23 protein-coding genes, 2 pseudogenes and 1 riboswitch are annotated in these 25,411 nt (G+C 37.2%); of the genes and pseudogenes, 10 read left to right on the top strand and 15 right to left on the bottom strand.

Features of this window, described 5'->3' with window-relative positions; all coding sequences use genetic code 11:
- The first annotated feature begins 9 nt into the window (after nt 1-9).
- The 5 genes from IGK81_RS00955 to brnQ all read left to right on the top strand — a co-directional run bounded on the left by IGK81_RS00955 (nt 10) and on the right by brnQ (nt 6,808).
- Complete coding sequence (locus IGK81_RS00955) at nt 10-312, top strand: hypothetical protein (protein WP_010736843.1); 303 nt, start codon at nt 10-12, stop codon at nt 310-312.
- A gap of 325 nt (nt 313-637) precedes the next feature.
- Nucleotides 638-812: riboswitch (Lysine riboswitch) on the top strand.
- Nucleotides 813-1,061: 249 nt separating this feature from the next.
- On the top strand, nt 1,062-2,657 hold the full coding sequence (locus IGK81_RS00950; protein WP_010720364.1) for an ABC transporter permease subunit: 1,596 nt from the start codon (nt 1,062-1,064) through the stop codon (nt 2,655-2,657).
- A 12-nt stretch (nt 2,658-2,669) separates the two neighbouring features.
- Nucleotides 2,670-3,410, top strand: coding sequence for an amino acid ABC transporter ATP-binding protein (locus IGK81_RS00945; RefSeq protein WP_010720365.1), 741 nt, complete (start codon nt 2,670-2,672; stop codon nt 3,408-3,410).
- A gap of 280 nt (nt 3,411-3,690) precedes the next feature.
- On the top strand, nt 3,691-5,046 hold the full coding sequence (locus IGK81_RS00940; RefSeq protein ID WP_034698690.1) for an amino acid permease: 1,356 nt from the start codon (nt 3,691-3,693) through the stop codon (nt 5,044-5,046).
- 406 nt (nt 5,047-5,452) lie between these two features.
- Nucleotides 5,453-6,808: a branched-chain amino acid transport system II carrier protein gene (gene brnQ / locus IGK81_RS00935; protein ID WP_010736841.1), complete on the top strand. Its 1,356-nt coding sequence runs from the start codon at nt 5,453-5,455 to the stop codon at nt 6,806-6,808.
- A 607-nt stretch (nt 6,809-7,415) separates the two neighbouring features.
- Here brnQ and IGK81_RS00930 read toward each other — a convergent pair.
- The 8 genes from IGK81_RS00930 to treR form a co-directional block, all read right to left on the bottom strand.
- The gene (locus IGK81_RS00930) at nt 7,416-7,751 is read right to left on the bottom strand and encodes a hypothetical protein (RefSeq protein WP_034698688.1); all 336 of its coding nucleotides are present in this window, start codon (nt 7,749-7,751) and stop codon (nt 7,416-7,418) included.
- A gap of 160 nt (nt 7,752-7,911) precedes the next feature.
- Complete coding sequence (locus IGK81_RS00925; protein WP_010720369.1) at nt 7,912-8,286, bottom strand: hypothetical protein; 375 nt, start codon at nt 8,284-8,286, stop codon at nt 7,912-7,914.
- 136 nt (nt 8,287-8,422) lie between these two features.
- Entirely contained in the window at nt 8,423-8,887 is a 465-nt protein-coding gene (locus IGK81_RS00920) for a low molecular weight protein-tyrosine-phosphatase (RefSeq protein ID WP_010720370.1), read from the bottom strand.
- A gap of 13 nt (nt 8,888-8,900) precedes the next feature.
- Complete coding sequence (locus tag IGK81_RS00915) at nt 8,901-9,482, bottom strand: TetR/AcrR family transcriptional regulator (RefSeq protein WP_010720371.1); 582 nt, start codon at nt 9,480-9,482, stop codon at nt 8,901-8,903.
- Nucleotides 9,483-9,574: 92 nt separating this feature from the next.
- Nucleotides 9,575-10,576: a Holliday junction branch migration DNA helicase RuvB gene (ruvB, locus tag IGK81_RS00910; protein WP_010720372.1), complete on the bottom strand. Its 1,002-nt coding sequence runs from the start codon at nt 10,574-10,576 to the stop codon at nt 9,575-9,577.
- Between the two features lie 12 nt (nt 10,577-10,588).
- Nucleotides 10,589-11,191 carry a Holliday junction branch migration protein RuvA gene (gene ruvA, locus IGK81_RS00905; protein ID WP_431393479.1) on the bottom strand — a complete coding sequence of 201 codons (603 nt, stop codon included), beginning with the start codon at nt 11,189-11,191 and terminating at the stop codon, nt 10,589-10,591.
- A 307-nt stretch (nt 11,192-11,498) separates the two neighbouring features.
- On the bottom strand, nt 11,499-11,942 hold the full coding sequence (gene msrB, locus IGK81_RS00900; RefSeq protein ID WP_034698687.1) for a peptide-methionine (R)-S-oxide reductase MsrB: 444 nt from the start codon (nt 11,940-11,942) through the stop codon (nt 11,499-11,501).
- A 77-nt stretch (nt 11,943-12,019) separates the two neighbouring features.
- Entirely contained in the window at nt 12,020-12,733 is a 714-nt protein-coding gene (gene treR, locus IGK81_RS00895) for a trehalose operon repressor (protein WP_034698685.1), read from the bottom strand.
- Between the two features lie 233 nt (nt 12,734-12,966).
- Between treR and treP the strand changes: the two genes are divergently transcribed.
- The 5 genes and pseudogenes from treP (at nt 12,967) to IGK81_RS00870 (ending at nt 16,845) form a co-directional block, all read left to right on the top strand.
- A complete protein-coding gene (treP, locus tag IGK81_RS00890; RefSeq protein ID WP_034698684.1) occupies nt 12,967-14,952 on the top strand; it encodes a PTS system trehalose-specific EIIBC component in 1,986 nt (661 codons plus the stop codon).
- A gap of 436 nt (nt 14,953-15,388) precedes the next feature.
- Nucleotides 15,389-15,533 (top strand): annotated as a pseudogene (pepG1, locus tag IGK81_RS00885) (type I toxin-antitoxin system toxin PepG1).
- Nucleotides 15,534-15,853: 320 nt separating this feature from the next.
- The gene (locus IGK81_RS00880) at nt 15,854-15,973 is read left to right on the top strand and encodes a putative holin-like toxin (protein WP_080704594.1); all 120 of its coding nucleotides are present in this window, start codon (nt 15,854-15,856) and stop codon (nt 15,971-15,973) included.
- Between the two features lie 312 nt (nt 15,974-16,285).
- Complete coding sequence (locus IGK81_RS00875; protein ID WP_309543703.1) at nt 16,286-16,408, top strand: putative holin-like toxin; 123 nt, start codon at nt 16,286-16,288, stop codon at nt 16,406-16,408.
- 295 nt (nt 16,409-16,703) lie between these two features.
- Nucleotides 16,704-16,845, top strand: a pseudogene (locus tag IGK81_RS00870) (putative holin-like toxin).
- A 224-nt stretch (nt 16,846-17,069) separates the two neighbouring features.
- Here IGK81_RS00870 and IGK81_RS00865 read toward each other — a convergent pair.
- The 7 genes from IGK81_RS00865 to IGK81_RS00835 form a co-directional block, all read right to left on the bottom strand.
- Nucleotides 17,070-17,627 carry a Maf family protein gene (locus IGK81_RS00865; RefSeq protein ID WP_034698682.1) on the bottom strand — a complete coding sequence of 186 codons (558 nt, stop codon included), beginning with the start codon at nt 17,625-17,627 and terminating at the stop codon, nt 17,070-17,072.
- Between the two features lie 28 nt (nt 17,628-17,655).
- The gene (gene mutL / locus IGK81_RS00860) at nt 17,656-19,755 is read right to left on the bottom strand and encodes a DNA mismatch repair endonuclease MutL (RefSeq protein ID WP_034698748.1); all 2,100 of its coding nucleotides are present in this window, start codon (nt 19,753-19,755) and stop codon (nt 17,656-17,658) included.
- Between the two features lie 63 nt (nt 19,756-19,818).
- Nucleotides 19,819-22,431: a DNA mismatch repair protein MutS gene (mutS, locus tag IGK81_RS00855; protein ID WP_034698680.1), complete on the bottom strand. Its 2,613-nt coding sequence runs from the start codon at nt 22,429-22,431 to the stop codon at nt 19,819-19,821.
- A complete protein-coding gene (locus IGK81_RS00850; RefSeq protein ID WP_010736830.1) occupies nt 22,415-22,789 on the bottom strand; it encodes a YlbF family regulator in 375 nt (124 codons plus the stop codon). Before IGK81_RS00850 ends, mutS begins: the two co-directional genes overlap by 17 nt.
- 15 nt (nt 22,790-22,804) lie before the next feature.
- Nucleotides 22,805-23,602 carry a TIGR00282 family metallophosphoesterase gene (locus tag IGK81_RS00845; RefSeq protein ID WP_010720381.1) on the bottom strand — a complete coding sequence of 266 codons (798 nt, stop codon included), beginning with the start codon at nt 23,600-23,602 and terminating at the stop codon, nt 22,805-22,807.
- A 167-nt stretch (nt 23,603-23,769) separates the two neighbouring features.
- On the bottom strand, nt 23,770-24,543 hold the full coding sequence (locus tag IGK81_RS00840; RefSeq protein WP_010720382.1) for a Cof-type HAD-IIB family hydrolase: 774 nt from the start codon (nt 24,541-24,543) through the stop codon (nt 23,770-23,772).
- Nucleotides 24,544-24,564: 21 nt separating this feature from the next.
- Nucleotides 24,565-25,200, bottom strand: a complete 636-nt coding sequence (locus IGK81_RS00835) for a DNA alkylation repair protein (protein ID WP_034698678.1) — start codon at nt 25,198-25,200, stop codon at nt 24,565-24,567.
- Nucleotides 25,201-25,411 lie beyond the last annotated feature (211 nt).

The raw sequence follows: 25,411 nt of genomic DNA, 5'->3' as shown, positions 1-25,411 counted from the left end.
TGAGTTGGTATGGTACCATCCATTATTTACTGGGGCGTGATTTTAGCTTGTATCGCCTGGTTAGCATTAAGTATTTATTTTTCAATTTTTTACCTTGCTCGTAAAGAAAATGGAAATCTTTGGGCATTTGCATTTTTCAATGTACTTGCTGCGATCGTTTTAGCGATTACCTTAGTTATTTTCCGAACATGGGGTTGGGGAATCACTCAATATTCAAGTCTGATTTATCTAATATTGGCTATTTATGGCGTAACGATTATTCTTCAAGCAATCTTAGGTCGTGAAAAAAAAGTAGTTAGTAAAACAGCATAATATACAGAAAGTCAGGATCGAAAATGATTGATTGGGTCAGCTATTGCTAAGCAGCTCATCTTTTCGACTGCTTTATTTTATATAATAAGTAGGAATTAGGACACTTAAATAGATTCGTGTCCTAATTTTTATTTATTTAATGAATAATTATTCTTTTACAACTCTCGCTCTTTTTGAATATCATTTTTCTTATTTTTTGTATAATTATAGAAATTTTCTATAGATATCAATACTTCACAAGAAAACTTCTGTTATAGATTGACAAAGTGCTTTGTCTATCGTAAACTATTTTTTGTATAAATAACTGAATACGAGATACCTCAATCAATGAGGTAGAGGTCGCGAGAATCATTAACCCTGTGGAGTGAAGCAAACACCGTGAAGCAGGACTAGGGAAGATCGCCGAAATGTACTCTTCTTTGCTTGAAGTTTACGTTGGGACACAAGTTAAGAGCTTGTGGACTGTCTTAGCAGTGATGCTAAGTTGCGCTATGTTTTGTGAGAGGTTTATCACTTTTGTGAAATGTTAGCGGCCCTTTTATATTCTTGAAGCGGTCGTTTTTTATTTCTCCTGATAAGCTACTGCAACGCATTTGTTTAACCGCTCGTAAAAAAATTATGCGTAAACAGTTAATTTGATAAGTACGTCTATCTGACAGTAAAATTAAGTTAGCTGAAGCGGAACTTCGCCCGTTTCATTCCTGATGAAATCGTCGAACCGTATGTGTAAAAAGAAAAGGAGAAAGATTATGAAAAAAAGTTCAGTTACACTTACCCTATTGATGGCATTTATTTTTTCATTCTTCACTGTAGGAAGTTTCGTGAATGCCGATGAGAAAACACCAACAGATGAGTTCCGTGTAGGTATGGAAGCGGGGTATGCCCCTTTCAACTGGTCACAGCAAACAGATGCCAACAACGCTGTACCGATCCAAGGTCAAAAAAGCTATGCTGGTGGTTATGACGTCCAAATTGCCAAAAAAGTTGCGGATGGATTAGGGAAAAAATTAGTCATCATGCAAACCAAATGGGATGGATTAGCCCCTGCGTTACAATCTGGCAAAATCGATGCGATCATTGCTGGGATGAGCCCCACAGCAGAACGTAAAAAAGAAATTGATTTTACCGATCCTTATTATGAATCACAACTTGTTGTAGTCGTCAAAAAAGATAGTAAATATGCCAATGCAAAAAGTTTGGCGGATCTATCAAATGCTAAGATTACTGCTCAATTGAATACTTTCCATTATAATGTCATCGATCAAATTCCTGATGTGCAAAAGCAACAAGCAATGGATAACTTCTCTGCGATGCGTACCGCTCTTGCTTCAGGTATGATTGATGGTTATGTCAGCGAACGACCTGAAGGGGTAACAGCAACTAGCGTCAATAAAGATTTAAAAATGTTAGAATTTACTGGTCAGAATGGTTTTCAAACAAATCCTGAAGATGTCCAAATCGCTATTGGAATGCGTAAAGGTGACCCAGATATCCAAAAAGTTAACCAAATTCTTAGCGGTATCTCTCAAAAAGAACGTACAGAAATTATGGATCAAGCAATCAAAGATCAACCCGCTTCAACAAATACAGAGGGAGAAAAAGCTGGTTTGTTCACTGATTTCAAAACGATTTGGGATCAATATGGGAATATGTTCCTTCGTGGTGCAGGACTTACGTTATTTATTGCATTGATTGGGACAGTTATTGGAACTACCTTAGGCTTGTTGATCGGTGTTTTCCGTTCTATTCCTGAGTCTGACAATGCCGTGACACGTTTCTTCCAAAAGTTAGCAAATTTACTACTATCGATTTATATTGAAATATTCCGTGGAACACCAATGATGGTTCAAGCTATGGTCGTCTTTTACGGATTAGCATTAGCCTTTGGAATCTCCCTTGATCGTACGATTGCTGCCTTATTCATTGTATCGATCAATACTGGTGCTTATATGACTGAAATCGTCCGTGGTGGTATTTTCGCTGTCGATGAAGGACAATTTGAAGCAGCGCAAGCAATTGGTATGACACATGGACAAACAATGCGAAAAGTAGTTGTTCCTCAGGTCTTACGTAACATCTTACCTGCGACCGGGAATGAATTTGTTATCAATATCAAAGATACAGCAGTCTTAAGTGTTATTGGTGTAGCTGATCTATTCTTCCAAGGGAACTCTGCTGCAGGAGCAAACTTCCAATTCTTCCAAACATTTACAATCGTAGGTATCATTTACTTGGTTATGACCTTTACGATTACCAGAATCTTGCGTGTAGTGGAGAAAAAAATCGATGGTCCTTCAGCCTATACAAAAATTGAAGAAGTTGACAACGCCAACTTGCAGGAATAAGGAGGAAGAATCATGAGTGAAGAAATCATTAAAATCAATCATTTAAGAAAAAGCTTTGGTGAAAATGAAGTATTAAAAGACATCAGCATGGATATCCATAAAGGTGAAGTTGTAACCATCATTGGTTCTTCTGGCTCTGGTAAATCAACTTTCTTACGCTGCATCAACCTTTTAGAAAAACCTACTGGCGGCGAAATTATGTATAATGGTGAAAATATTCTTGCGCCAAAATATAACTTGCCTAAATATCGAACAAATGTCGGAATGGTATTCCAATCGTTCAATCTTTTCAATAACATGAATGTCTTAGAAAACTGTATGTCTGGTCAAACGACTGTCTTAAAAAGAAACAAAGACGAAGCTCGTAAAGTCGCTCTTGAAAATCTAGAAAAAGTTGGAATGGAACGTTATATTGAAGCCAAACCTTCTCAATTATCAGGTGGTCAAAAACAACGTGTGGCAATTGCTAGAGCCCTCTCAATGGACCCAGATGTAATGTTATTTGATGAACCAACCTCAGCACTTGATCCTGAGATGGTCGGAGAAGTATTGAATACCATTCAAGACCTAGCTCACACTGGTTTAACGATGATTATCGTGACACATGAAATGGAATTTGCAAAAGATGTTTCTGATCGTGTCATCTTCATGGATAAAGGTGTTGTTGCTGAAGAAGGAACCTCTGATGATATTTTTGTTCATCCAAAAGAAGAACGTACCAAAGAGTTTTTATCACGTATCTTAAAAAAATAGAAGAAAGCCTTTATCCGAAACGACAGGTTCGTTTTGATAAAGGCTTTTCCTTTTTTGGGAAATGATTCACTATTTTCTCAATTTTCTCATGTTTATCTGCAATCTATTTGAACACCATTCATTAATTCATCAGTCGATCAGTCCTCTCTTCTTAGATTGATTGGTCTGATTGCATTTGTTTGAAAATGAATTTTTGAATATTTTCTGAATTAAGTTGTAATTTTTAGAAAATTCTATTAATATAGAAATTATCAAATTTTTTAGTTAGGATGATTAAACAATGGTTGAAGAGCAACAAGAACTACAGCGTGGACTTAAGAATAGACACGTTCAATTGATTTCGATTGGTGGTGCGATCGGAACAGGTCTTTTCTTAGGAGCAGGAAAAACGATTCAATTAGCTGGTCCCTCTATTTTACTGGCTTATCTTATTACCGGGTGCGTTTGCTTCTTTATTATGCGTGCCTTAGGTGAACTTTTATTATCTAATACAAATAATCATTCATTTCTTGATTTTGTTGCAGAATATCTTGGAAAAAAAGTTGCTTTCGTAACAGGTTGGACTTATTGGTTTTGTTGGGTTGCGATCGCCATGGCTGATTTGACAGCGATCGGGATGTATGTCCGTTACTGGGTTCCAGGAGTCCCACAATGGCTTCCTGAATTGATCGCTCTGATTTTACTGCTTGGTTTAAACATGGTGGCTGTTTCATTATTTGGTGAATTAGAATTTTGGTTTGCTTTGATCAAAGTCGTTTCCATTATTGCATTTATTATCGTTGGTATTTACATGATTCTTACCCATTACAAAACAAGTGCTGGACCTGCTAGTATCACCAATCTCTGGTCACATGGTGGCTTTTTCCCAACTGGTACGAAAGGATTCATTCTTTCCTTTCAGATGGTCACATTTGCCTTTACAGGAATCGAATTAGTCGGTTTGGTTGCTGGTGAGACCAAAAACCCTGAAAAAGTCTTACCCGAAGCTATCAATAATATTCCTATTCGAATCATTCTTTTTTACCTTGGTTCTTTGTTCGTTATCATGTCTATCTATCCTTGGAATAGCTTAGATGCGAACAACAGCCCATTTGTCGAAGTGTTTTCAGAAATTGGGATCACCATAGCCGCATCTTTGATTAATTTAGTCGTATTGAGTGCTGCGGCTTCTGCTTGTAACAGCGCGATCTACAGTACAGGACGTATGTTACGCTCTCTTTCACAAGAAGGTAGCGCGCCTAAAAAATTCCGTCAGTTGACTTCTCACCGTGTACCAGGAAATGCGTTAGTTTTTTCAACTATTGTGATTTTTATTTCCGTTATCCTAAATTATGTGATGCCTAGTGAAGTATTTACACTCGTCAGCAGTATTGCGACTACTTGCTTTTTATTTATCTGGGGAATACTCGTTTACACTCACTTAAAATATCGTAAAAGTATGTTAGGTAAAAAAGAGCATACGTTCAAAATGCCTTTTTATCCTTATAGTAATTTTCTTGTTTTTGCCTACATGATTTTCATTTGTCTAGTTTTATTTCTTGGCAAAGACACACGTATTGCCTTACTCTTAACTCCTGTTTGGTTTATTGGGTTATTGATCATTTATCGAATGAAATACGAGAAACAATCACTTTGAAATACAGACAACAATCCATACTAAAAAAATAGATTGATAAAAGTATGTTAGGACTCTCTTTTTTATAAGCCGCAAAAAATCTTTAGAATATGAGATTGAGACAAAAGTGTTTCGCATCAAGAATAAGAAGGAATTTCCGAAGATGCCACTTTTGTCTCACCATTTATTCGGTTTTAGAGCTTCTAGAAGCGACTGAGGCAAGTTTTGGCTCAGCCTCCAGATTTTTTGGTCAATTACTTATAGAACATCTCCCCTTCAATTACTCTCTCACAGAACCACTCAGGATATAATGATTATTTTAACTCAAGATCAATACTTTATACTCATTATTTGATTAGAAAAACATTGCTAAACTACGTTATTTTTGTTACTTTAAAAAAAGTATAAATAAGTAAAGGAGAAATCTATGACAAAAAAATTGACGTTCAAAGAAAGTATGTTTATCGGTTCAATGTTATTCGGTTTATTTTTTGGTGCTGGTAATTTGATTTTTCCCGTTCACATGGGACAAGAATCTGGCTCTGCCGTTTTCTGGGCCAATCTTGGCTTCTTAGTAACTGGGATCGGACTACCTTTTTTAGGTGTAATTGCCATCGGTGTTTCAAAAACATCAGGGGTTTATGAATTAGCAGAACGGATCGGCAAAAAATATGCTTTGGTTTTTACTGTTTTGCTTTACCTCGTCATCGGACCGTTTTTCGCCTTACCAAGATTAGCAACTACCTCTTTTGAAATTGGTTTAGCTCCATTTATCCAAGCCAAGCAACAACATGTATTTTTAGTTATTTTTAGTATTTTATTTTTCTTCACTGCTTGGTGGTTATCCAGACGGCCTACTAAAATCCTTGATTATGTAGGAAAATTCCTTAATCCTGCCTTTTTGATTTTACTAGGAATCTTGTTGGTACTTGCTTTTATTCATCCATTGGGTGCAATCGATCAAGCTACTGTCCAACCTAGTTATCAAGAACATGCTTTCTTTACTGGTTTTACTCAAGGATATAATACGTTAGATGCACTAGCTGCCTTAGCATTTGGTATCCTTATCGTTACTACGATTCGCAATATGGGCGTAACAAAGCCTTCTGAGATTGCTAAGGATACGATCAAATCTGGTGCAATCAGTATCGTTTTGATGGGAATCATCTACACATTACTTGCTTATGTGGGAACAATGAGTCTCGGTGGATTTGCTTTAAGTTCAAATGGCGGGATCGCCTTAGCGCAAATCGCAGATCATTATTTAGGAACTTATGGCAGCATCTTGCTCGCTCTTATTGTGATCCTTGCTTGCTTAAAAACAGGGATTGGACTAATCACTGCTTTCGCAGAAACCTTTACCGATCTGTTTCCTAAAAGAAATTACATTGTATTTGTGACACTAGCTAGTGCACTTGCTTGTTTGGTCGCTACTGTAGGATTGACAAATATCATCCAAATTTCATTACCTGTCTTGATGTTTATTTATCCTTTAGCAATGACCTTGATCTTACTCGTTCTTGTGGGTCCATTGTTTAAACAACGTCCTGCTGTTTACCGCATGACCACTTATTTTACACTAATTGCTTCAATTTTAGACGGTTTAAATGCTTGCCCAGACGGAATCAAGCAAACCAGCTTTGTCAAAACGTTGTTAGACTTCGCAACGAATTATCTGCCATTCTTTAAATTAGGAATGGGTTGGATCGTCCCAGCATTGATTGGTTTAGTAATTGGCTTGATTTGGAGTATGGTTAAAAAAGAAACACCTGTTGTAGAGTAACGGCATCTAGGACGATCATTCTTCTAAAAGAAGGAACGGTGTGCTATCATCACTTCTGTGAAATGAACAGAGCATATTTGAAGTAACTTTCCATTATTAGATTGCATCTAACAGTGGAAAAGTGCTTCAAATATGCTCTATTTATATATACAAGAAGGAACCTGTGTATTTTTACTTCTATTTTCGGCTCTGGATTTTTTACTAAGTCATTAGAATCAACAGATAACTGACAAAATTACTTTTTGAATGAATCCATTGGATGTATTTAACTATTTAGTCAAATGGCTAGCAGAAATATATTTTCCTAAAAAAATTACCAACTTCCAAAAACTTTCGTCACAAAAAATTCACAACTCCTGAGTAATATATAAGCATACCAACAAACAACCCTAACAACACTTTTTCATTTTTAACTCCTTATCCTGCTAGCTCCCCGGCTAGCAGGACTTTTTTATTGAACTAGAAATGGCTGAGACAAACCTGAAAAATAGTTTTGTCTCAACCATTTTGTGTTTTAGTTTATCTATCACCAACCAGCCAGCTTTTGTCATTCCTAGTAGTCTTGCCAAATTTTCAAAGTATCATTCTTGTTTTTCGTTTTATCGTATCAAAAAAACTGCCAATTCATCCAAGTAGGATTATGAAAACCTGTAAAGTAATAGAGGCATAGATAAATTACCCAAATACTACCAATTAAGACATCGATTCGTTTTCCAACTTTAGATTTTACTGATTCTCCCAAGCCAACAAACACCATCATCAGACCAATCAAAAATAAATTTAATGCGTTTGTATAATAGTTATCCAAATCTGGAAATAGGACGAACACTATATTTAAAGAAACAACGATTGCAGCTGCAGAAAGGAATAAAGAATCAAATATATTCCATCCGGCTATCTTCCAATTTTTGGTCATATAATTAATCAAACGATTCTTTGGCACCCATAACACCTCTCTATTGATTGATAAAATCCATCTATCCTCATGACTTAATTATGTACTGCTCTAGTATTGATTTTAAGTTTTCTCTTCGCCAACATCATATGAAAAAAAGCAAAAAGCGACGGAAAATGAAGAATCTATTCCATCGCTTTTTTTGCTTCTATTTAGATAACCGCTCTTGATCTCCTGCTGGAGAAAGACTGGTGATTTTTTCGATTTGATCAATTGGAACCATTCGTATTTGTTGTTCCTTGTTTTGTAGGCGAATCATGACTACTTCTTTTTCAACATTTTTTGTAGCTACCCAGCCTGAAATCGTTTCGTACTTATTACTTTTTCGATTGGCTCTTACTTGTAAAATCACTAAACTATGTTGAGTAGCTGCTTTTTGCAGCTCTAAAACAAACTTTCCTTGCAAACGTACATTCTCTGCTATTTTTTCAGTGTCATTTACAAAAGAATCAAAAAGCTGATACGACGTATGCGTGACTAACTTGGTCAATTTCTTCATTGGTGATACTGTTTCTTCGTTCATTGAATGCACTCCTCCTTTAGCTAAGAAAGTGTTACTTAATTAACTATATTCTACCTAAGATTTAACGAAATAACAAGAATATTATCTATACTGAGCAACAAAAAGAAAGCGTTACCTATATAGATATATCGTTATTTTATTTATCTTTTTTCCATTCTTGCATCCAATACTTGAGCCCTTCAGTCAATAATTGGTAAGTTTCATCAAAGTTATCGGTATAGTATGGATCAGGAACATTTTGTGTTTCTTTTCCAGGAACCCGACTTAAAAATAAATGGATCTTATGTTGTGCGTCGGTCGGTGCCATCCGTTGTAAATCCTCTACGTTAGATTGATCCATGCCAATGATCCAATCAAATCGTTGAAAATCTTCTTCTGTGATTTGGCGTGCAATCATTTGACTCGTATCCACGTTCTCATTTTCTAAAATTTTCTTTGTTCCTTTATGAGGTGAACGCCCCACTTCATAAGTGCTTGTCGCTGCAGAATCAATCAAAAATCGATCAGATTGTCCGTCTTCAGCTACCATTTTCTTCAACAAACCTTCTGCCATTGGTGAACGGCAAATATTTCCTAGACATACAAATAAAACTTTCGTCATGTTTGCTCTCCTTCTAATCATTTGTTTCCAGCTCTTCTTTTGCATACAACCGATAGGAATATAATTCTGTATCTTTGGCTAAGCGGAACAATTGGACGGCGATTTCTAGAGGCGTCTCTTCGTAATCATGTGTAATCCAATTGATTAGAACCCCACTACATCCATAAGAAAAAAAACGAGCATAAAACAATTTGTCCGCTTTTGATAACTGCTTTTCTTCATCCATTTGATCAAAAATCTTAATAAATGATTGCTGGATAACAGCAGTAAACTCTTTTTGTAGTATTTCTTGGTCAGATGTAACAGTGTTCGCATAAAATTCTTTTTGTGCAGCAATTGCCTTCAACATTTTTAATGCTTGCTCTTCCCAATTGTCTAAAGAAAGGGAATGAGGATCTAAATAGCATAAACAATCTTCGTAATACACCCATCGCAACAAATCGTATTTATCTGTAAAATGGTAGTAAAATGTTTGGCGATTGATGCCTGCCTCATGGGCGATTTTCTGTACACTGATCTTTTGAAAAGACTGCTTTTGACATAAATCAATCAATACGTTTTTAATCAATTGCTTAGTATGCGGTGTATCGCCCATCTCATCATCTCCTATCTTCTTTACAAAAACTTCTCATTCTACGATTTTCTTGAAAAAGTATTTATATGGACAGTCGATTCAAGTATCCTTTTTTATACTTGATAATCGTATCCAAAATGTTCATAGGCATATGGTGTGGCGATCCTTCCACGAGGTGTCCGTTTCAAGAAACCTTTTTGGATCAAAAAAGGTTCATACATATCTTCAACAGTTTCTCTTTCTTCACCAATATTGACAGATAACGTACTCAATCCAACCGGTCCGCCACCATATAATTCAATCATCGTACGTAATAGTTTCTGATCGACATAATCCAAACCTGCCTGATCGACTTGTAACAACGTTAATGCTTGATCGGCAATGGTTTGATTGATCTTGCCGTCTCCCTGTACTTGTGCAAAATCACGTACCCTTTTTAATAAGCGGTTAGCGATTCGTGGTGTTCCTCTTGAACGTCTAGCAATTTCCAGTGCTCCTTCTTCAATGATCTCTGTTTGAAAAATATCAGCAGAACGAATCACGATTTCTCTTAAATCAGCTTCTTCATAATATTCCATATGAGAAATGATCCCAAATCGATCACGAAGTGGCGCTGAAAGCATACCTGCACGAGTTGTTGCGCCAATTAATGTAAAAGGTGGTAAAGGAAAATGAACAGGATGAGCAGTTGGTCCTTGTCCAACCATTATATCAACGTAAAAATCTTCCATGGCAGAATAAAGCATCTCTTCTGCTACACGAGGTAATCGATGAATTTCGTCAATAAATAAAACATCGCCAGCTTCTAACTCATTTAAAATAGCAACCAGATCTCCTGGTCGCTCGATTGCGGGACCACTAGTTGTTCGTATATTGACTGCCATTTCATTCGCAATCACCATTGCCATTGTCGTTTTCCCTAATCCCGGCGGACCATATAACAAAACGTGATCCAACGGCTCTTCCCTGTGACGGGCAGCTTCAATATATATTTTGAGTTCCTGTTTCACTTTCTTTTGACCAATATATTGGGAAAGTAACCGTGGGCGGAGGGTCTTCTCTAAACTTAATTCATTCTCGCCCGTTTCAGGGGATAATAACTGTTCATCGGTCATCTTTTTCCCTCCTTATTTTTTCATCATTAATTTTAAAGCTTGGCGTAAGTATTCATCTGTTGTGAGATTTTCTACTTCTTTTAGTTGTTTCTCGACCCGCTTGACCTCTTTATCACTATATCCAAGTGCTGATAAAGCTTCCATTGCTTCTGATAATGCCGTCGCATCTTGTGCTGTACTTTCATCAAATAAATTGAAGGGCGTATCGATACTTAATTCGCCAAATTTTCCTTTTAAATCTAAAATCATTTGTTGAGCTGTTTTTTTACCCACACCAGGGAATTTGGTCAGATAAGTCACATCCCCTGTTTCAACCGCTTGAATCAATCCTGAATGATCATCACTAGCCATAATTGCTAAGGCACTTTTTGGTCCAATTCCTGAAACACTAACTAACCTTAAAAATAATTGCTTTTCTTCTAAAGAATCAAATCCGTACAGAAGATGTGCATCTTCTCGAATGACCTGATGGATGTAAAGTTTGATTTCTTTGTTTAGCTTACTACTATAACGATAGGGATTGCCTAATGCAATTTGATAACCGATCCCATTTGTTTCGATCACTAAATAATAAGGATTGATAAAGGTTACTACACCTGTAAGATATTCATACATCTGTTATCCTCTTTCTTTCACACACATATGTTCGCATATTTTCTTCCATTGTAGCATACTTTTTCTTTTGAAAAAAGAGAACAGAAGATCGAGCTACGCTTCTCCTTTTTAACGTAAGTTTATCAAGGTTTTTAGGATAAACATTTTTTGCAAGAGATTTTAATTTGAACGATCAGAGTTTCAGCACTTTCCTCAAAACAAAGGATCAATATTCAGGAAACAACGCTTCAATAAAGATAAATAAGAAAAAACCTTGAAACAATCAAAAATTGTCTCAAGATTTTTTACCCAAAAATAAAGCTCTTCCTTATTCAACTTGTGATAGATATTCTCCATATCCTTGTTCTTCCATTTCTTCATATGGAATAAACTTTAAAGCCGCAGAATTGATGCAATAACGTAGTCCGCCTTTTTCAGCAGGACCATCATTGAATACATGCCCTAAATGAGAATCTGCTTGACTGCTTCGCACTTCCACTCGGTGCATACCATGAGAAAAATCGGCCTTTTCTTTAATATCTTTTCTAGTGATTGGTTTACTGAACGCCGGCCAGCCACATCCCGCATCGTATTTTTCGGCTGAGCTAAACAATGGCTCCCCACTGACAATATCGACATAGATCCCTTTTTCATAGAAATCATCATATTTCCCACTAAATGGTCTTTCTGTTGCGTTTTCTTGCGTCACAGCATATGAAATTGGAGATAATTCCTCTTTTAAATCACGCTCATTTTTCTTGAAATCACCCACTAAAAACGCCTCCTTTTTCTTTTAATCATAACGACAAAAGTATCAGAAGCAAACATTCTGCTCATAGTAATAATTGCTTAGACTTTACGACGTCTAGCAAACTCGACGAAACGAAATTTATCTAAACGGTGAATTGATTCTGTATACTCGAAACACCTTGTATCTTCGAGGTGAACCAGTCCTCTTACTACCACGACATAGCAATCTCCATGTAGATCCATCATCTCTTCGATTTCAGGAGTTACTTCTTCAACGGTAATTTCTTTCTGGGCGTAAGCAATCGTTAGTTGCAATTCATTTTCAAAGTATTCGTAGATCGAGCCAGCAGCTTGTGTTGCTGTTAAAGTTGGTACCACATTTTTTAATAAATAATCACGATCTAATATGACCACTTCTCCATTGATTTTCCTTTGACGAACCAAATGCCAAACCGGCGTTTTTTTCTTCCAGCCTGTTATTTCACTCAATGATTGGTCCACTTCTGTTTCTTCGATTAATTGAACGATAGTTTCACTTGGGATTCGTTGTGTTTCCTGTAATTCTTTGTAGCTTGTTAATCCTGCAATTGGAAAATCAAATCGATTGCGGTCTAAAACAATCGAACCCTTTCCTTGTTTCTTTTGGATATAACCTTCAGTCGTTAACAGGTTAAGCGCTTTTCGAATTGTTTCTCGTGAAACACCATAAATTTGAATCAGCTGATTTTCACTAGGGAGCAAAGTATGCGGAGGATATTGTTGATCCAAAATTTTTTGCTCTAAATCTAAAAAAATTTCATTAAATTTATTCATTACATCTCCTCCACTTAATATTCAATTTCTTTTATTCGCATATAAACTATACTACAGCTTTTTTGTTATTTCAATCGCCCCCTCTTTTCACATATCCCTACACTAAGCCAAGTGTAACGATTACATTTTTTCATTTTTCGCTTGTAAAACGCTTGCAATAGTAGGAAGAAACAAGTATAGTATGGATAAGATAACTTGTGTATACAAGTTTAAAAAGAAAGGGGTTTATTCCTATGGCAAAGTACCAAGCAGATGCTGAGAAACTGTTAAAGGAAATTGGTGGAAAGGAAAATATTGCTGCAGTTAGTCATTGTGCCACTCGGATGCGCTTTGTCTTAAATGATCCAAAAAAAGCCAATGAAGAAGCAATCGAAGATATTCCTAGTGTGAAAGGGATGTTTACCAATGCTGGGCAATTCCAAGTCATTATTGGTAACGATGTTTCAACCTTTTACAACGACTTCGTTGCTGTATCAGGTGTTGAAGGCGTATCCAAGGAGCAAAGTAAAGTTGCTGCTAAACAAAATCTCCACCCTGTCCAACGAGCAATCGCTGTTTTGGCAGAAATTTTTACACCATTGATTCCAGCCATTATCGTAGGGGGACTGATTTTAGGTTTCCGGAACGTATTAGAAGGAATCCAATTTGAAAGTCTTGGTGGAACAATTGTTGAACACTCTCAATTTTGGAACGGCGTAAACGGCTTTTTATGGCTACCTGGCGAAGCAATTTTCCATTTCTTACCAGTTGGTATCACTTGGAGTATCGCGAAAAAAATGGGCACTACACAAATATTAGGAATTGTTTTAGGGATTACGTTAGTTTCACCGCAATTATTAAATGCCTATAGTGTCGCATCAACAGCTGCGGCTGATATTCCATTTTGGGATTTTGGTTTTGCTCAAGTTGATATGATTGGTTATCAGGCACAAGTCATCCCAGCAATGCTTGCTGGATTTATGTTAGCTTATCTTGAAATTTTCTTCCGTAAATATATTCCACAGTCGATTTCTATGATATTTGTTCCATTGTTCTCTCTACTCCCAACAGTCTTAGCTGCCCATGTCATCTTAGGACCTGTGGGTTGGACAATCGGTAGTTGGATCTCAAATATTGTTAATACTGGCTTGACTTCTTCAATCAGTTGGTTATTTAGTGCCGTCTTTGGTTTCTTATATGCACCTTTAGTAATCACCGGCTTACACCATATGACGAATGCCATTGATATGCAATTGATTGCCGATTTCGGCTCTACGAATCTTTGGCCAATGATTGCTTTATCAAATATCGCACAAGGTTCGGCAGTTCTTGCGATCATCTTCTTACATCGCGGAAATAAAAAAGAAGAACAAATCTCGATTCCAGCAATGATTTCTTGTTATCTAGGGGTAACTGAACCTGCAATGTTTGGGATAAATCTAAAATATGTTTACCCATTTGTTGCCGCAATGGTTGGTTCAGGTTTAGCTGGAATGTTTGCCAACTTGATGAATGTACGTGCTAATGCAATTGGTGTTGGTGGACTACCTGGTATTCTAGCCATCCAAGCAGAAACTTGGGTTCCGTTCATCATTTCTATGATCATTGCAGTTATTGTTCCATTTGGTTTAACCGTAATCTTCAGACGTCAAGGGATCTTAAATAAAATCGATCCTGCTGTACCCGTAGAAGACACAACTGGCTTACAACTACAAACAGCTGATGGAAACAACGTTTCACCACAAAAATTTGAAGCTGCCAATGCAACAGCAGTTTCTGCTCCGACAGAAGAGTTATTCGCTGTAGCAGATGGACAAATCAAGGAAATCACCGAAGTAGCAGATCCTGTTTTTGCTCAAAAAATGATGGGTGAAGGTTATGCTGTACTACCTTCCAACGAAAAAGTTTATGCTCCAGTCGCTGGTAAAGTAACAAATATTTTTGATACACAACATGCGATTGGTCTTTTAACTAATGAAGGTCTGGAAGTTCTCGTTCATATGGGTCTAGATACTGTCGAATTGAATGGGCTACCTTTTACGATCCATGTAAAAGAAGGCGATTCAGTCACGCCAAAAACACAACTAGCCGACATGGACCTCACAGCAATTGAGCAGGCTGGGAAGAAAACGGACATCTTAGTTGTATTAACAAATAATGAAAAAGTTGCTGCCTTAACATTAGATCAAACAGGTCTCGTTCGTCATAGCGAACAAATTGGAAAAGCGCAACTAAAATAAAAAATACTACTGTATAAAAATAACCTGAAAAAATTCTTCTAGTGAATTTTTTCAGGTTATTTTTCACTCTTTAAGCGTTGGTACTTTCATCAACGCTTTAGTCAGTTTGATCGTCACTATGCTTAAAAACGACAAAAAGAAATAGCCGTCACTTTAGCAGAGTATGGCTATTTCTAAACCAAAATAAAACTGTGCCACCGTCTTTCGCGGTGCTGTCTAGAGGAGTTGTTAGCGCAACTCCTCTTTCATTTTCATTATACCAATTCCTTCAGGTATCTACAACTTTCGCAAAGATAGAATTCCTCTTAAAAACCTTAACTAAAAATAACACTTTTATGTTTTAAAAAACACGTTTCTCGTGGCGACAATATGCTACAATAAATTCGACAGTAAAGTGGATCGACGGTGGCAACTTCTCACAAAGGTGGTGGTGCTTATGGGAATAAGTACTAAAATCTATGAAAGGAGTTCACTTTTTGTCCGCATATGAGATCGTTCAAACCATACTTGGCTTTGGTACGTTCACCATCGCTTTAGTCAGTTTGATCGTCACTATGCTTAAAAACGACAAAAAGAAATAGCCGTCACTTTAACCGAAGTCTGGCTATTTCTCTTTGAAATATCTGATTAAACGGTCACCGTCTTTCGCGGTGCTGTCCAGGGGAGTTGTTGGTCGCAACTCCTCTTTCGTTTTTATTATACCAGTTACTTTAGGTATTTACAACGTTCTTAAAGATAGAATTCCTCTTAAAAAACCCTAAATAAAAATAACGTTTTTATGTTTTAAAAAACACATTTCTCGTGGCGATAATATGCTACAATAAACTCGACAGTAAAGTGGATCGACGGTGGCAACTTCTCACAAAGGTGGTGGTGCTTATGGGAATAAGTACTAAAATCTATGAAAGGAGTTCGCTTTTTGTCCGCATATGAGATCGTTCAAACCATGCTTGGCTTTGGTACTTTCACCATCGCTTTAGTCAGTTTGATCGTTACTATGCTTAAAAACGACAAAAAATAGCCGTCACTTTAGCAGGAGACTGGCTATTTTTTGTAAAATAAAAATTCGCCACCGCCTTTTGCGGTGCTGTCCAGGGGAGTTGTTGGACGCAACTCCTCTTTCGTTTTTATTATACCAATTACTTCAGGTATTTACAACTTTCGTAAAGATAGAATCCCTCTTAAAAACCCTAAATAAAAATAACGTTTTTATGTTTTAAAAAGTACGTTTTTCGTGGCGACAATGTGCTACAATAAACTCGACAGTAAAGTGGATCGACGGTGGCAACTTCTCACAAAGGTGGTGGTGCTTATGGGAATAAGTACTAAATCTATGAACGGAGTTTGCTTTTTGTCCGCATACGAGATCGTTCAAACCATGCTTGGCTTTGGTACTTTCACCATCGCTTTAGTCAGTTTGATCGTTACTATGCTTAAAAACGACAAAAAGAAATAGCCGTCACTTTAGCGAGTATAGCTATTTCTTTTTGAACTATTAAACTAATTCGCCACCGTCTTTCGCGGTGCTGTCTAGAGGAGTTGTTGGACGCAACTCCTCTTTCGTTTTCATTATACCAATTCCTTCAGGTATTTACAACTTTCGTAAAGATAGAATCCCTCTAAAAAAACCTAAATAAAAATAACGTTTTTATGTTTTATAAAACACGTTTCTCGTGGCGATAATATGCTACAATAAACTCGACAGTAAAGTGGATCGACGGTGGCAACTTCTCACAAAGGTAGTGGTGCTTATGGGAATAAGTACTAAAATCTATGAAAGGAGTTCGCTTTTTGTCCGCATATGAGATCGTTCAAACCATACTTGGCTTTGGTACGTTCACCATCGCTTTAGTCAGTTTGATCGTCACTATGCTTAAAAACGACAAAGAATAGCCGTCACTTTAGCGGGAGACTGGCTATTCTTATTCTTTGTCGAATATTTAAATTCAACCGCCACCGTCTTTCGCGGTGCTGTCTAGAGGAGTTGTTGGTCGCAACTCCTCTTTCGTTTTGATTATACCAATCACTCATACACTTTGCAATTCTAAATATGACTGAAAGTAGTGGACACAAACTTGAACGTTCCTATCTCAATTTCTGATTTCCGTCAACTGCAGCTACATAAAATTTTTCAAACCTTGATAAACTGCACCGATTGGAAATCCAACGATACTGTAATAGTCGCCTTGAATTTCTTTAACAAATGCACCTGCAAAACTTTGAATACCATACGCACCAGCTTTATCCATATAATCACCGGTTACTAAATAGGCTTCGATATCCTTAGTTGTCAAAGGATAAAAGGTCACCTTAGCTTGTGCTAAGATTTTTTCTTCTTGATCACCTTTCGTCAGCACCACGGCTGTATATACTTCATGCGTTTTCCCACTAAGTTTTTGAAGGATAGCTTTTGCCTCTTGTTCATCCGCTGGTTTACCGATGATCTCATCATTGAAAACAACTGTCGTGTCACTTGCAATCACCAATACATCATTATCGTATTGATGTTTGACTACTTTTGCCTTTTCAGTTGCCATTCGCTCAACATAATTTTTAGGTTTTTCTTGAACAAAAGGTGTTTCATCGATATCAGCCGGATGAACATCAAATGCACTAACCAGTCGCCCTAATAATTCTTTTCTTCTAGGGGACTGCGAAGCTAACACAATTTTCATCTGTTTCTTCTCCTTTTCATGAGACTCATTAATGTGGATCTTGGATGCGTTTAAACATTCTTTCCATATCTGAATTAGTAAAATGGATCAACACAGGGCGTCCATGGGGACAATTAAAAGGATTTTCACATTGGGCTAAGTCCTTCAATAAAACCCTCGCCTGAACTTCATTCAAATAATGATTTGCCTTGATTGAACGTTTACAGCTCATCATGATTGCTGTGGCTTCTCTAAATTTCTTCACGCTAACGCTACCCGTTGTTAATAACATATCGATCATTTCTCGAATAATCGCTTCTTCCTCTCCAGCTGGATACCAAGTAGGATGTGCTCTGACGATAAAACTATTTTGACCGAATTCTTCTAGATAAATACCTGCTTCTTCAAGCAATTGTTTTTTCTCTTTCAGTTTCAAAGCATCACTATTGGGATAATCTAATACAAACGGCACAAGTAGTTCTTGTAGATCGTTAGAAACTTCGCCAATTTTTTCTCGAAAATATTCATACTTGATTCGTTCTTGCGCTGCATGTTGATCAATAATGTATAAGCCATCCTGACTTTGAGCAAACAAGTACGTTCCATGCATTTGTCCAAAATATTCTAATTGTGGAAAGCGTTGTGTTACCTGCTCATTTTCTAATTTCTGAATTGCTTGATCTAATGAGCGCCCATTTTGACTTAAATCAAACTCTGGATGTAGCGCTAAATCCTCACGATAAACTGTTTCTGAAGAAGCTTCTTCTTCAGCTGTTGTTTCATGCTCGTTGGAAAAGTTTTCAACAGTGGATAACTCATTTTCACTCTTATCCACTGGTTTTTCTACATAGTTATCAACAATATCACCAGAGTTATCCACTGTTTTTCTTTTGCTTTCTGGATAACTAATGGTTTCTTCAGAAAATACAGGAGAGTTTTCAACATTATCCACAGACTTATCAACAGATTCATGCACAAACTCGCTTTTTTCTTCCGCTACAAAAAATGTTCCGGTTGTTTGATCAAAATTCAAGCTTTGCGGTTTCTTAGGTTTCGCTTCTTCAAAAGCGTAAGATAAATCAATTTCGATTTGTTCTGCTTTTGGTTGATCAGCAACCTTTTTCTTGAATCGCAAATTGTCAGCTGCACTGGGAATTAAGTTCTCCTGTACCAATGCTTTTTGAATCGCTTGAGTAATTAGCTCAGTTAATTCCTGTTCCTTCGATAAACGAACTTCTTGCTTTGTTGGATGGACGTTCACATCCACTAACAATGGATCCATTTTGATTTCCAGTACAGCGATTGGGAATCGCCCTACCATTAGTTTTGAACCATAGCCGGCTACAATTGCTTTATTCAAGGAAAAATTTTTAATAAAACGTCCATTAATGATGGTTGAAAGATAATTACGACTAGCACGAGTCACTTCAGGTAAAGAAATATAACCGAATATTTCAAAATCTAAATCTTTCGCTTCAATCTTCAACATTTTCTTTGCTGTATTCAACCCATAGATTCCGGCAATCGTTTGTTTCAATTCGCCTTTTCCTGAAGTTGCTAACATCTTATTCCCATCATGGACTAATCGAAAAGCAATTGCCGGGTGACTTAAGGCTAAGCGATTCACAATATCACCGATATTCGCTAATTCAGTATGCAACGTTTTAACATATTTTAAGCGTGCTGGTGTATTAAAGAAAAGATTGCTGACTGTGATTTTCGTTCCTTGCCTTAAAGGAGCTGGGCGGTGTTCCATTACCGCACCTCCCTTAAGCTCTAAATAGGTTCCTTGCGTTTCTTCTTGATTGGCTGTTTCTACCGTCATCTCTGAAACAGAAGCAATACTAGGCAATGCTTCTCCTCGAAACCCAAGCGTACGAATTCGGAAAAGGTCGTCACGATTGTGGATTTTACTTGTTGCATGACGTTTAAAGGCGTTCTCAACATCTTCTGTCAAAATACCTTCTCCATTATCAATCACTTGGATCGTTTTTAATCCTGCTTCTTCAACTAAAATATCGATTTGACTACTTCCTGCATCTATGGCATTTTCCACAAGTTCTTTGACTACCGAGGCTGGACGTTCGACAACTTCACCGGCTGCGATTTGATTGGCTAAGCGTTCTGATAATTCTTGGATTTTCGCCATCATTCTACGCCTTCTTCCTATATAGTATTTATAGTTAGCTTACTCTTCTTATTTATCGTTGATTTACAGCTGTTTTTTCAATTCATAGAGTTGATTCAATGCATCCATTGGTGTCATTTCTAACAGATTCATTTGTTTCAATTTAGAAATAACTGCTGTTTCGACATCGCTTAATTCACTGAACAAGGACAGTTGTTGCGTTTCTTCTTGTTCTATCGATGCAGTATCAGTTACTGGTTGTGCTATTGCTTCAAGCGGTTCACTTGGAACAGCCACGGAATGATGGCTCACTTCTCCTGATTCTAATGTATGCAAAATATCTGCAGCTCTTGCTAATAAATTAGAAGGTAGCCCTGCAATTTTCGCTACATGGATTCCATAGCTTTTATCAGCTGGGCCATCCATCATCTTATGCAAAAATACTACTTCGCAGTCTTTTTCAACAGCTCCTACATGTACATTTTTTAATTGAGGTAATTCTTCCTCTAGTACTGTTAACTCATGGTAATGTGTAGAAAAGAGCGTTTTTGCTTGTACATGTTGATGGATATATTCAATGATCGCTTGAGCTAATGCCATTCCATCATAAGTCGCAGTTCCTCTACCTAATTCATCAAAAAGAATTAAGCTGTTTGGTGTCGCATGCCGCAACGCTTGATTGGCTTCCATCATTTCCACCATGAACGTACTTTGTCCAGCAATCAAGTCATCACTTGCACCAATCCGGGTAAAAATCCGATCAAAAATTGGTAAGATCGCTTTTTGCGCAGGGACGAAGCACCCCATTTGAGCCATTAAAACAGTTAATGCTAACTGACGCATATACGTACTTTTCCCTGACATGTTTGGTCCAGTTATCAATAAGATCATTTCATCTTCAGCCATATCCACACTATTGGGAATATATTCTTGATGTCCTAATACTTTTTCAACGACTGGGTGCCGACCTTCTTGAATCAGTAATTGGTGTCGATCCGAGACCATCTCAGGACGAACATATTGGTATCGCTCACTGATCGTAGCAAAACTTTGCAGAACATCGGCTGTACTGATTGATTTTGCTAAAATTTGTAATGGTTTGATCGCTTTTTTGACTTCTTCTCTCACTGCTAAAAACAGCTGATATTCCAAATCAACAGACTTTTCTTCTGCTTCTAAAATTTGCGTCTCTAACTCTTTTAATTCTGGTGTGATAAAACGCTCTGCATTGGCCAATGTTTGTTTACGTTCATATTTTTCCAGTTCAACATTTGCCAGATTCGCTTTAGTGATTTCGATATAATAACCAAATACACGATTAAAGCCAACTTTTAAATTTTTGATCCCAGTCTGCTGACGTTCTCTTGCTTCTAACTCTGCTAGCCACTGCTTCCCATTAGTCATCGCAGAACGGTACGTATCTAACTGATCATTAAAACCATCTTTAATGATATTCCCCTCAGTAATTTGTAGGGGCGGGTCTTCTTGAATTGCTTGATCAATCAAATGAACCAGACCATCCATTGGTTGCATTTCCTTCAATAAGTCAGTCCACTGACCTTGATCGATCCCTTCGATCAGTTGACGAATCAGCGGTACTTGTTCTAAAGAAGTCTTTAATTGAATCAAGTCACGCCCATTGACATTTCCAAAAGCCACTCTTCCTGCTAGGCGTTCTAAATCATAAACCTTCGTCAATGCACTTTGTAGATCAAGTCGTTCAAAATAGCTATTCAAAAGAGAAGCTACCATTTCTTGTCGTGCCTTGATTTGATTGAGTTGAATCAGCGGACGGTCAAGCCATTGTTTCAGTAAACGCCCGCCCATAGCTGTTTTCGTTTCATCTAGCAACCATAAAAGCGTGCCGTGTTTTTTTCCTGTACGTATGGACTGGCTTAGTTCGAGGTTAAACTTAGAATAGTAATCCATTTTCAAATAGTGATCCGGTTGATACTCGATCGCTTTTTGGATATGCGCAAGACTTCTTTTTTGTGTCACTGCTAAATAAGTAAGTAATTTTCCTGTCACTTCTTTTTCAAGTGGATCGGATAGCTCACTGGTTAAGAAATTAAACTCTGCATTTTCTTCACTTGTTTCTTGTTTTGAGAAAACTAATCCTAATCGATTCTTTAATTGCTCAGCAAGTTTTTCACTAATTTCATTTCCTAAAACAAGTTCTTTTGTTTGCAAAGCCGTCGTTTCGTTCAGTACAGCTTCTTCATCAAACAAATGAGCAGTTTTTAACTCCCCTGTGCTTAAATCAGCATAGGCAAATCCAAATTCGTTGCCTTGGCTAACAATTGCTGTCAAAAAATTATTGTCTTTAGCAGATAGTCCCTTACTATCCATGACTGTTCCAGGTGTTACTAATTGAATCACTTCACGTTTAACCATCCCTTTGGTGGTCTTAGGATCTTCTACTTGTTCACAAATAGCCACTTTATAGCCTTTTTCAATTAAAATATCAATATAGCCTTGTGCTGCATGATGGGGTACCCCACACATTGGGATTGGTTCGTCTGCATTACGATTCCTGCTGGTTAATGTTAACTCTAAAATTTGAGACGCATTGATGGCATCTTCATAAAATAATTCATAAAAATCACCTAAACGATAGAACAAAAAAGCATCTTGGTATTGGGCCTTGATGCTTAAATATTGTTCCATCATTGGAGTATTCTTAGTTTTTTGAGGCATTGTCTTCCTCCTCTATCCAATTATTGATTTCATCTTGCAGCATTTTCGTCAAATGATGCAATAAATCATTTGCTTCAAGCAATTGTTTCCGATAAGCTACTACGATCGGATGTTGATCAAATTGTTTCGTCAATTGTTCAACCCGACCATTCGCTTCTTTTTCTGCTATTCTTTTCCCATAATAAGCATAGTTTGCTGCTTCTTTTTGTGCAGATTTGATATCTTCCGTTAACTTTTCTAAATAGGAACTAGTTTGTACTTTTCGCTCTAGTTCGTGGTAGCGGATGATTGTTTCATGTTCACTTAAAAGTTGAGCTAATTTATCCGCTTCTCGTTGAATATTCGGCTCTTTATGCAAAAGATGTCTCACTTTCTATTCTAAAAATGGACGGTCCTCGTTGATCTGGATTAATTGGATGGTTTTCGCTTTACCAGTTGCATCGTCAAATTCCAGTAAACAGCCACTCAAAATACCTCGTCCTCGTTCAACGACTTCAAAACGTTTCGGCAAAGCTGTTAAAAATTTTTCGATAACTGGTTCTCGGCGCATACCTAAAATTCCGTCATAAGGACCTGTCATACCTACATCAGTTAAATAGGCAGTTCCCTGCGGTAGAATCCGTGCATCATTGGTTTGTACATGCGTATGGGTCCCAATGACCGCTGAGACTTTTCCATCTAAGAACCATCCCATGGCTTGTTTCTCACTTGTCGTTTCTCCATGAAAATCAACGAAAATGATTGGCGTTCTTTTTTTTGCTTCGGCGATCAAGCGATCCATCTTGCGGAATGGATCATCTAAGTCGACCATAAAAGAACGTGCTTGCATGTTGATTACAGCTAGTTCTACTTGATTGACTTTCACGAATACCATTCCTTGACCTGGCGTTCCTTCAGGAAAGTTTGCTGGACGAACGATTTTTTTTGCTTGATCGATAAATTCAAAAATATCTCGGTTGTCCCAAGTATGATTGCCCATCGTGACAACATCTACACCGTCTTGTAAAAACTTTTTATAAATTTTTTCAGTTATTCCTCTTCCAGAAGCTGCATTTTCTCCATTTACGATTGTGACCTGTGGTTGATATTTCTTTTTTAAACGAGGAAGATAGGTTGTAATCATATCTCTTCCCATTGAACCTACTACATCACCAATAAATAAAACCCGCACACGTTTTCCTCTTCTCTTTTAACATCATTCTATATTATAGTTGTTTTTTTGTAGAAAGAAAAGGGCAGAAAAATCCTCTGCGTAACCCTCATCTGAAACTACTAAAAAACTAGCTGAAGTCAGTCTCCAACTAGTTCTTTTTACTATCCTAGATTATACTTGTTTATTTAAATCATGGAAAGTTGCTTCAATGCTTTCCAAATTCCATCTTCATCATTTGTATCAGTAACCAACTTCGCTTCTGCTTGTACCTCTGGAACTGCATTTCCCATTGCAACACCAATGCCTGACATACGCAGCATCTCCCGGTCATTTTGGCCATCACCAAAACTAATGATATCTTCTTGCGCAATTCCGACTTGTTCTGCTAGGTGTAAAATCGTGGCTGCTTTTGAACCGTCATGTGGAACAACATCCACACTTTTTTCATGCCAACGAACAAATCGAATCTTATCGTAACTAGAAAAATGATGATCGTAATTCTGATCAAAAAATGCTAAAGCTTGATAGATATCTTGTTCTTCCACAAAGTACTGATCAAGTTCAGGTAAAACAGCACCAAAAGAATGCATTGCCTCTTCCATCATTCCCACATGATTGGAAGAATAACGTTTGATATTATCTAGACTCACAAAAGCAGTATCGATATTTTTATCTTGTGCTTCTTTGACAAAATTGTCTAATTGTTCACGGTCAAGCAAATTTTTATAAACTTGTTCATGATCTAAAAATCCAGCAGCGCCATTACATAAGATATAATTTGTAAATGCTAGATCTCGGATAACCTCTTGCGCATGGAAACGACTACGCCCAGTAGCAATCGTTACCAAATGTCCTGCTTTACGTAACTTATCCAAGGCTTCTCTTGTGCTGTCTAATGCTTGTTTATTTGTGTCCAGTAGCGTCCCATCAATATCAAAAGCAAATAATTTACGTTTCATTTTTTTAGTCGACTCACTTTCTTATAAATACTTGCTTGCTTCTCTTCTTGTCAAAGCAGACCATTCTTTTGTCAATTGTTCTTTTACCCAAGAAACATTTGTCTTGCTATAATCGCGCAATGCCCACCCAATCGCCTTTTGAATAAAAAATTCCTTTGAGAAGCGATCTTCAGTAATCACTCGATCCAACAACAGCTGATTGGTAGCTTCTTTAAATCCTAACTGTAACGTAATTGCTATTCGCCGAAGCCAAAAATCTTCTTTTTTTTCAAACAAAAGAGAAACCGTCTCTAATTGTTCCATATGAAGTTTACACCATGTAGCATAAACTTTCCGCCAAGCATCAATCGTATCCCACCATGCTTTTTCCGGTACCAATACAGACAATTCGACCAACTCATCCAATGATAAACGTTTGATGTTTTGTTGAATCAAATCAATCGCCAGGTACTGATACTCCCGTTCTGTTTTTTCATAATAATAGAAAACAAGGAAAAAAAGTTCTGGAACATCAAGCACTTTGCTTTCACGCAAAAGTGTTTGTTGCAATTTCCAACGTTCTGGTTTGGGCACACCTGCAAATGAGAACTGATTTCTCATATACATTTCCATTGGATGTGCTTTTTCTTCATTTTTTTGAAAAACTAAAAGTTCCAAGACAGTCCTCCTTGAAAAATCAAGCCCGTATCTTAGGTGACAGCTGAAAAATCACTGTCACTACCTTTTAGTGGCTCTGTAGGTTGAAAATAGGCTGTGCTTACACAAGCATGATCCTTCATTTATTTCTTTTTAAGATTGGTACGTTTATTTTTCATGCTTTTAAAAGATACCCTCTTATTTTATAGAGTGAAACAAGGTTTGTAAAGCG

Source organism: Enterococcus sp. DIV0703 (assembly GCF_051711065.1).
Classification (GTDB): domain Bacteria; phylum Bacillota; class Bacilli; order Lactobacillales; family Enterococcaceae; genus Enterococcus_B; species Enterococcus_B hirae.
This window is presented reverse-complemented; position numbering and strand designations above follow the sequence as displayed.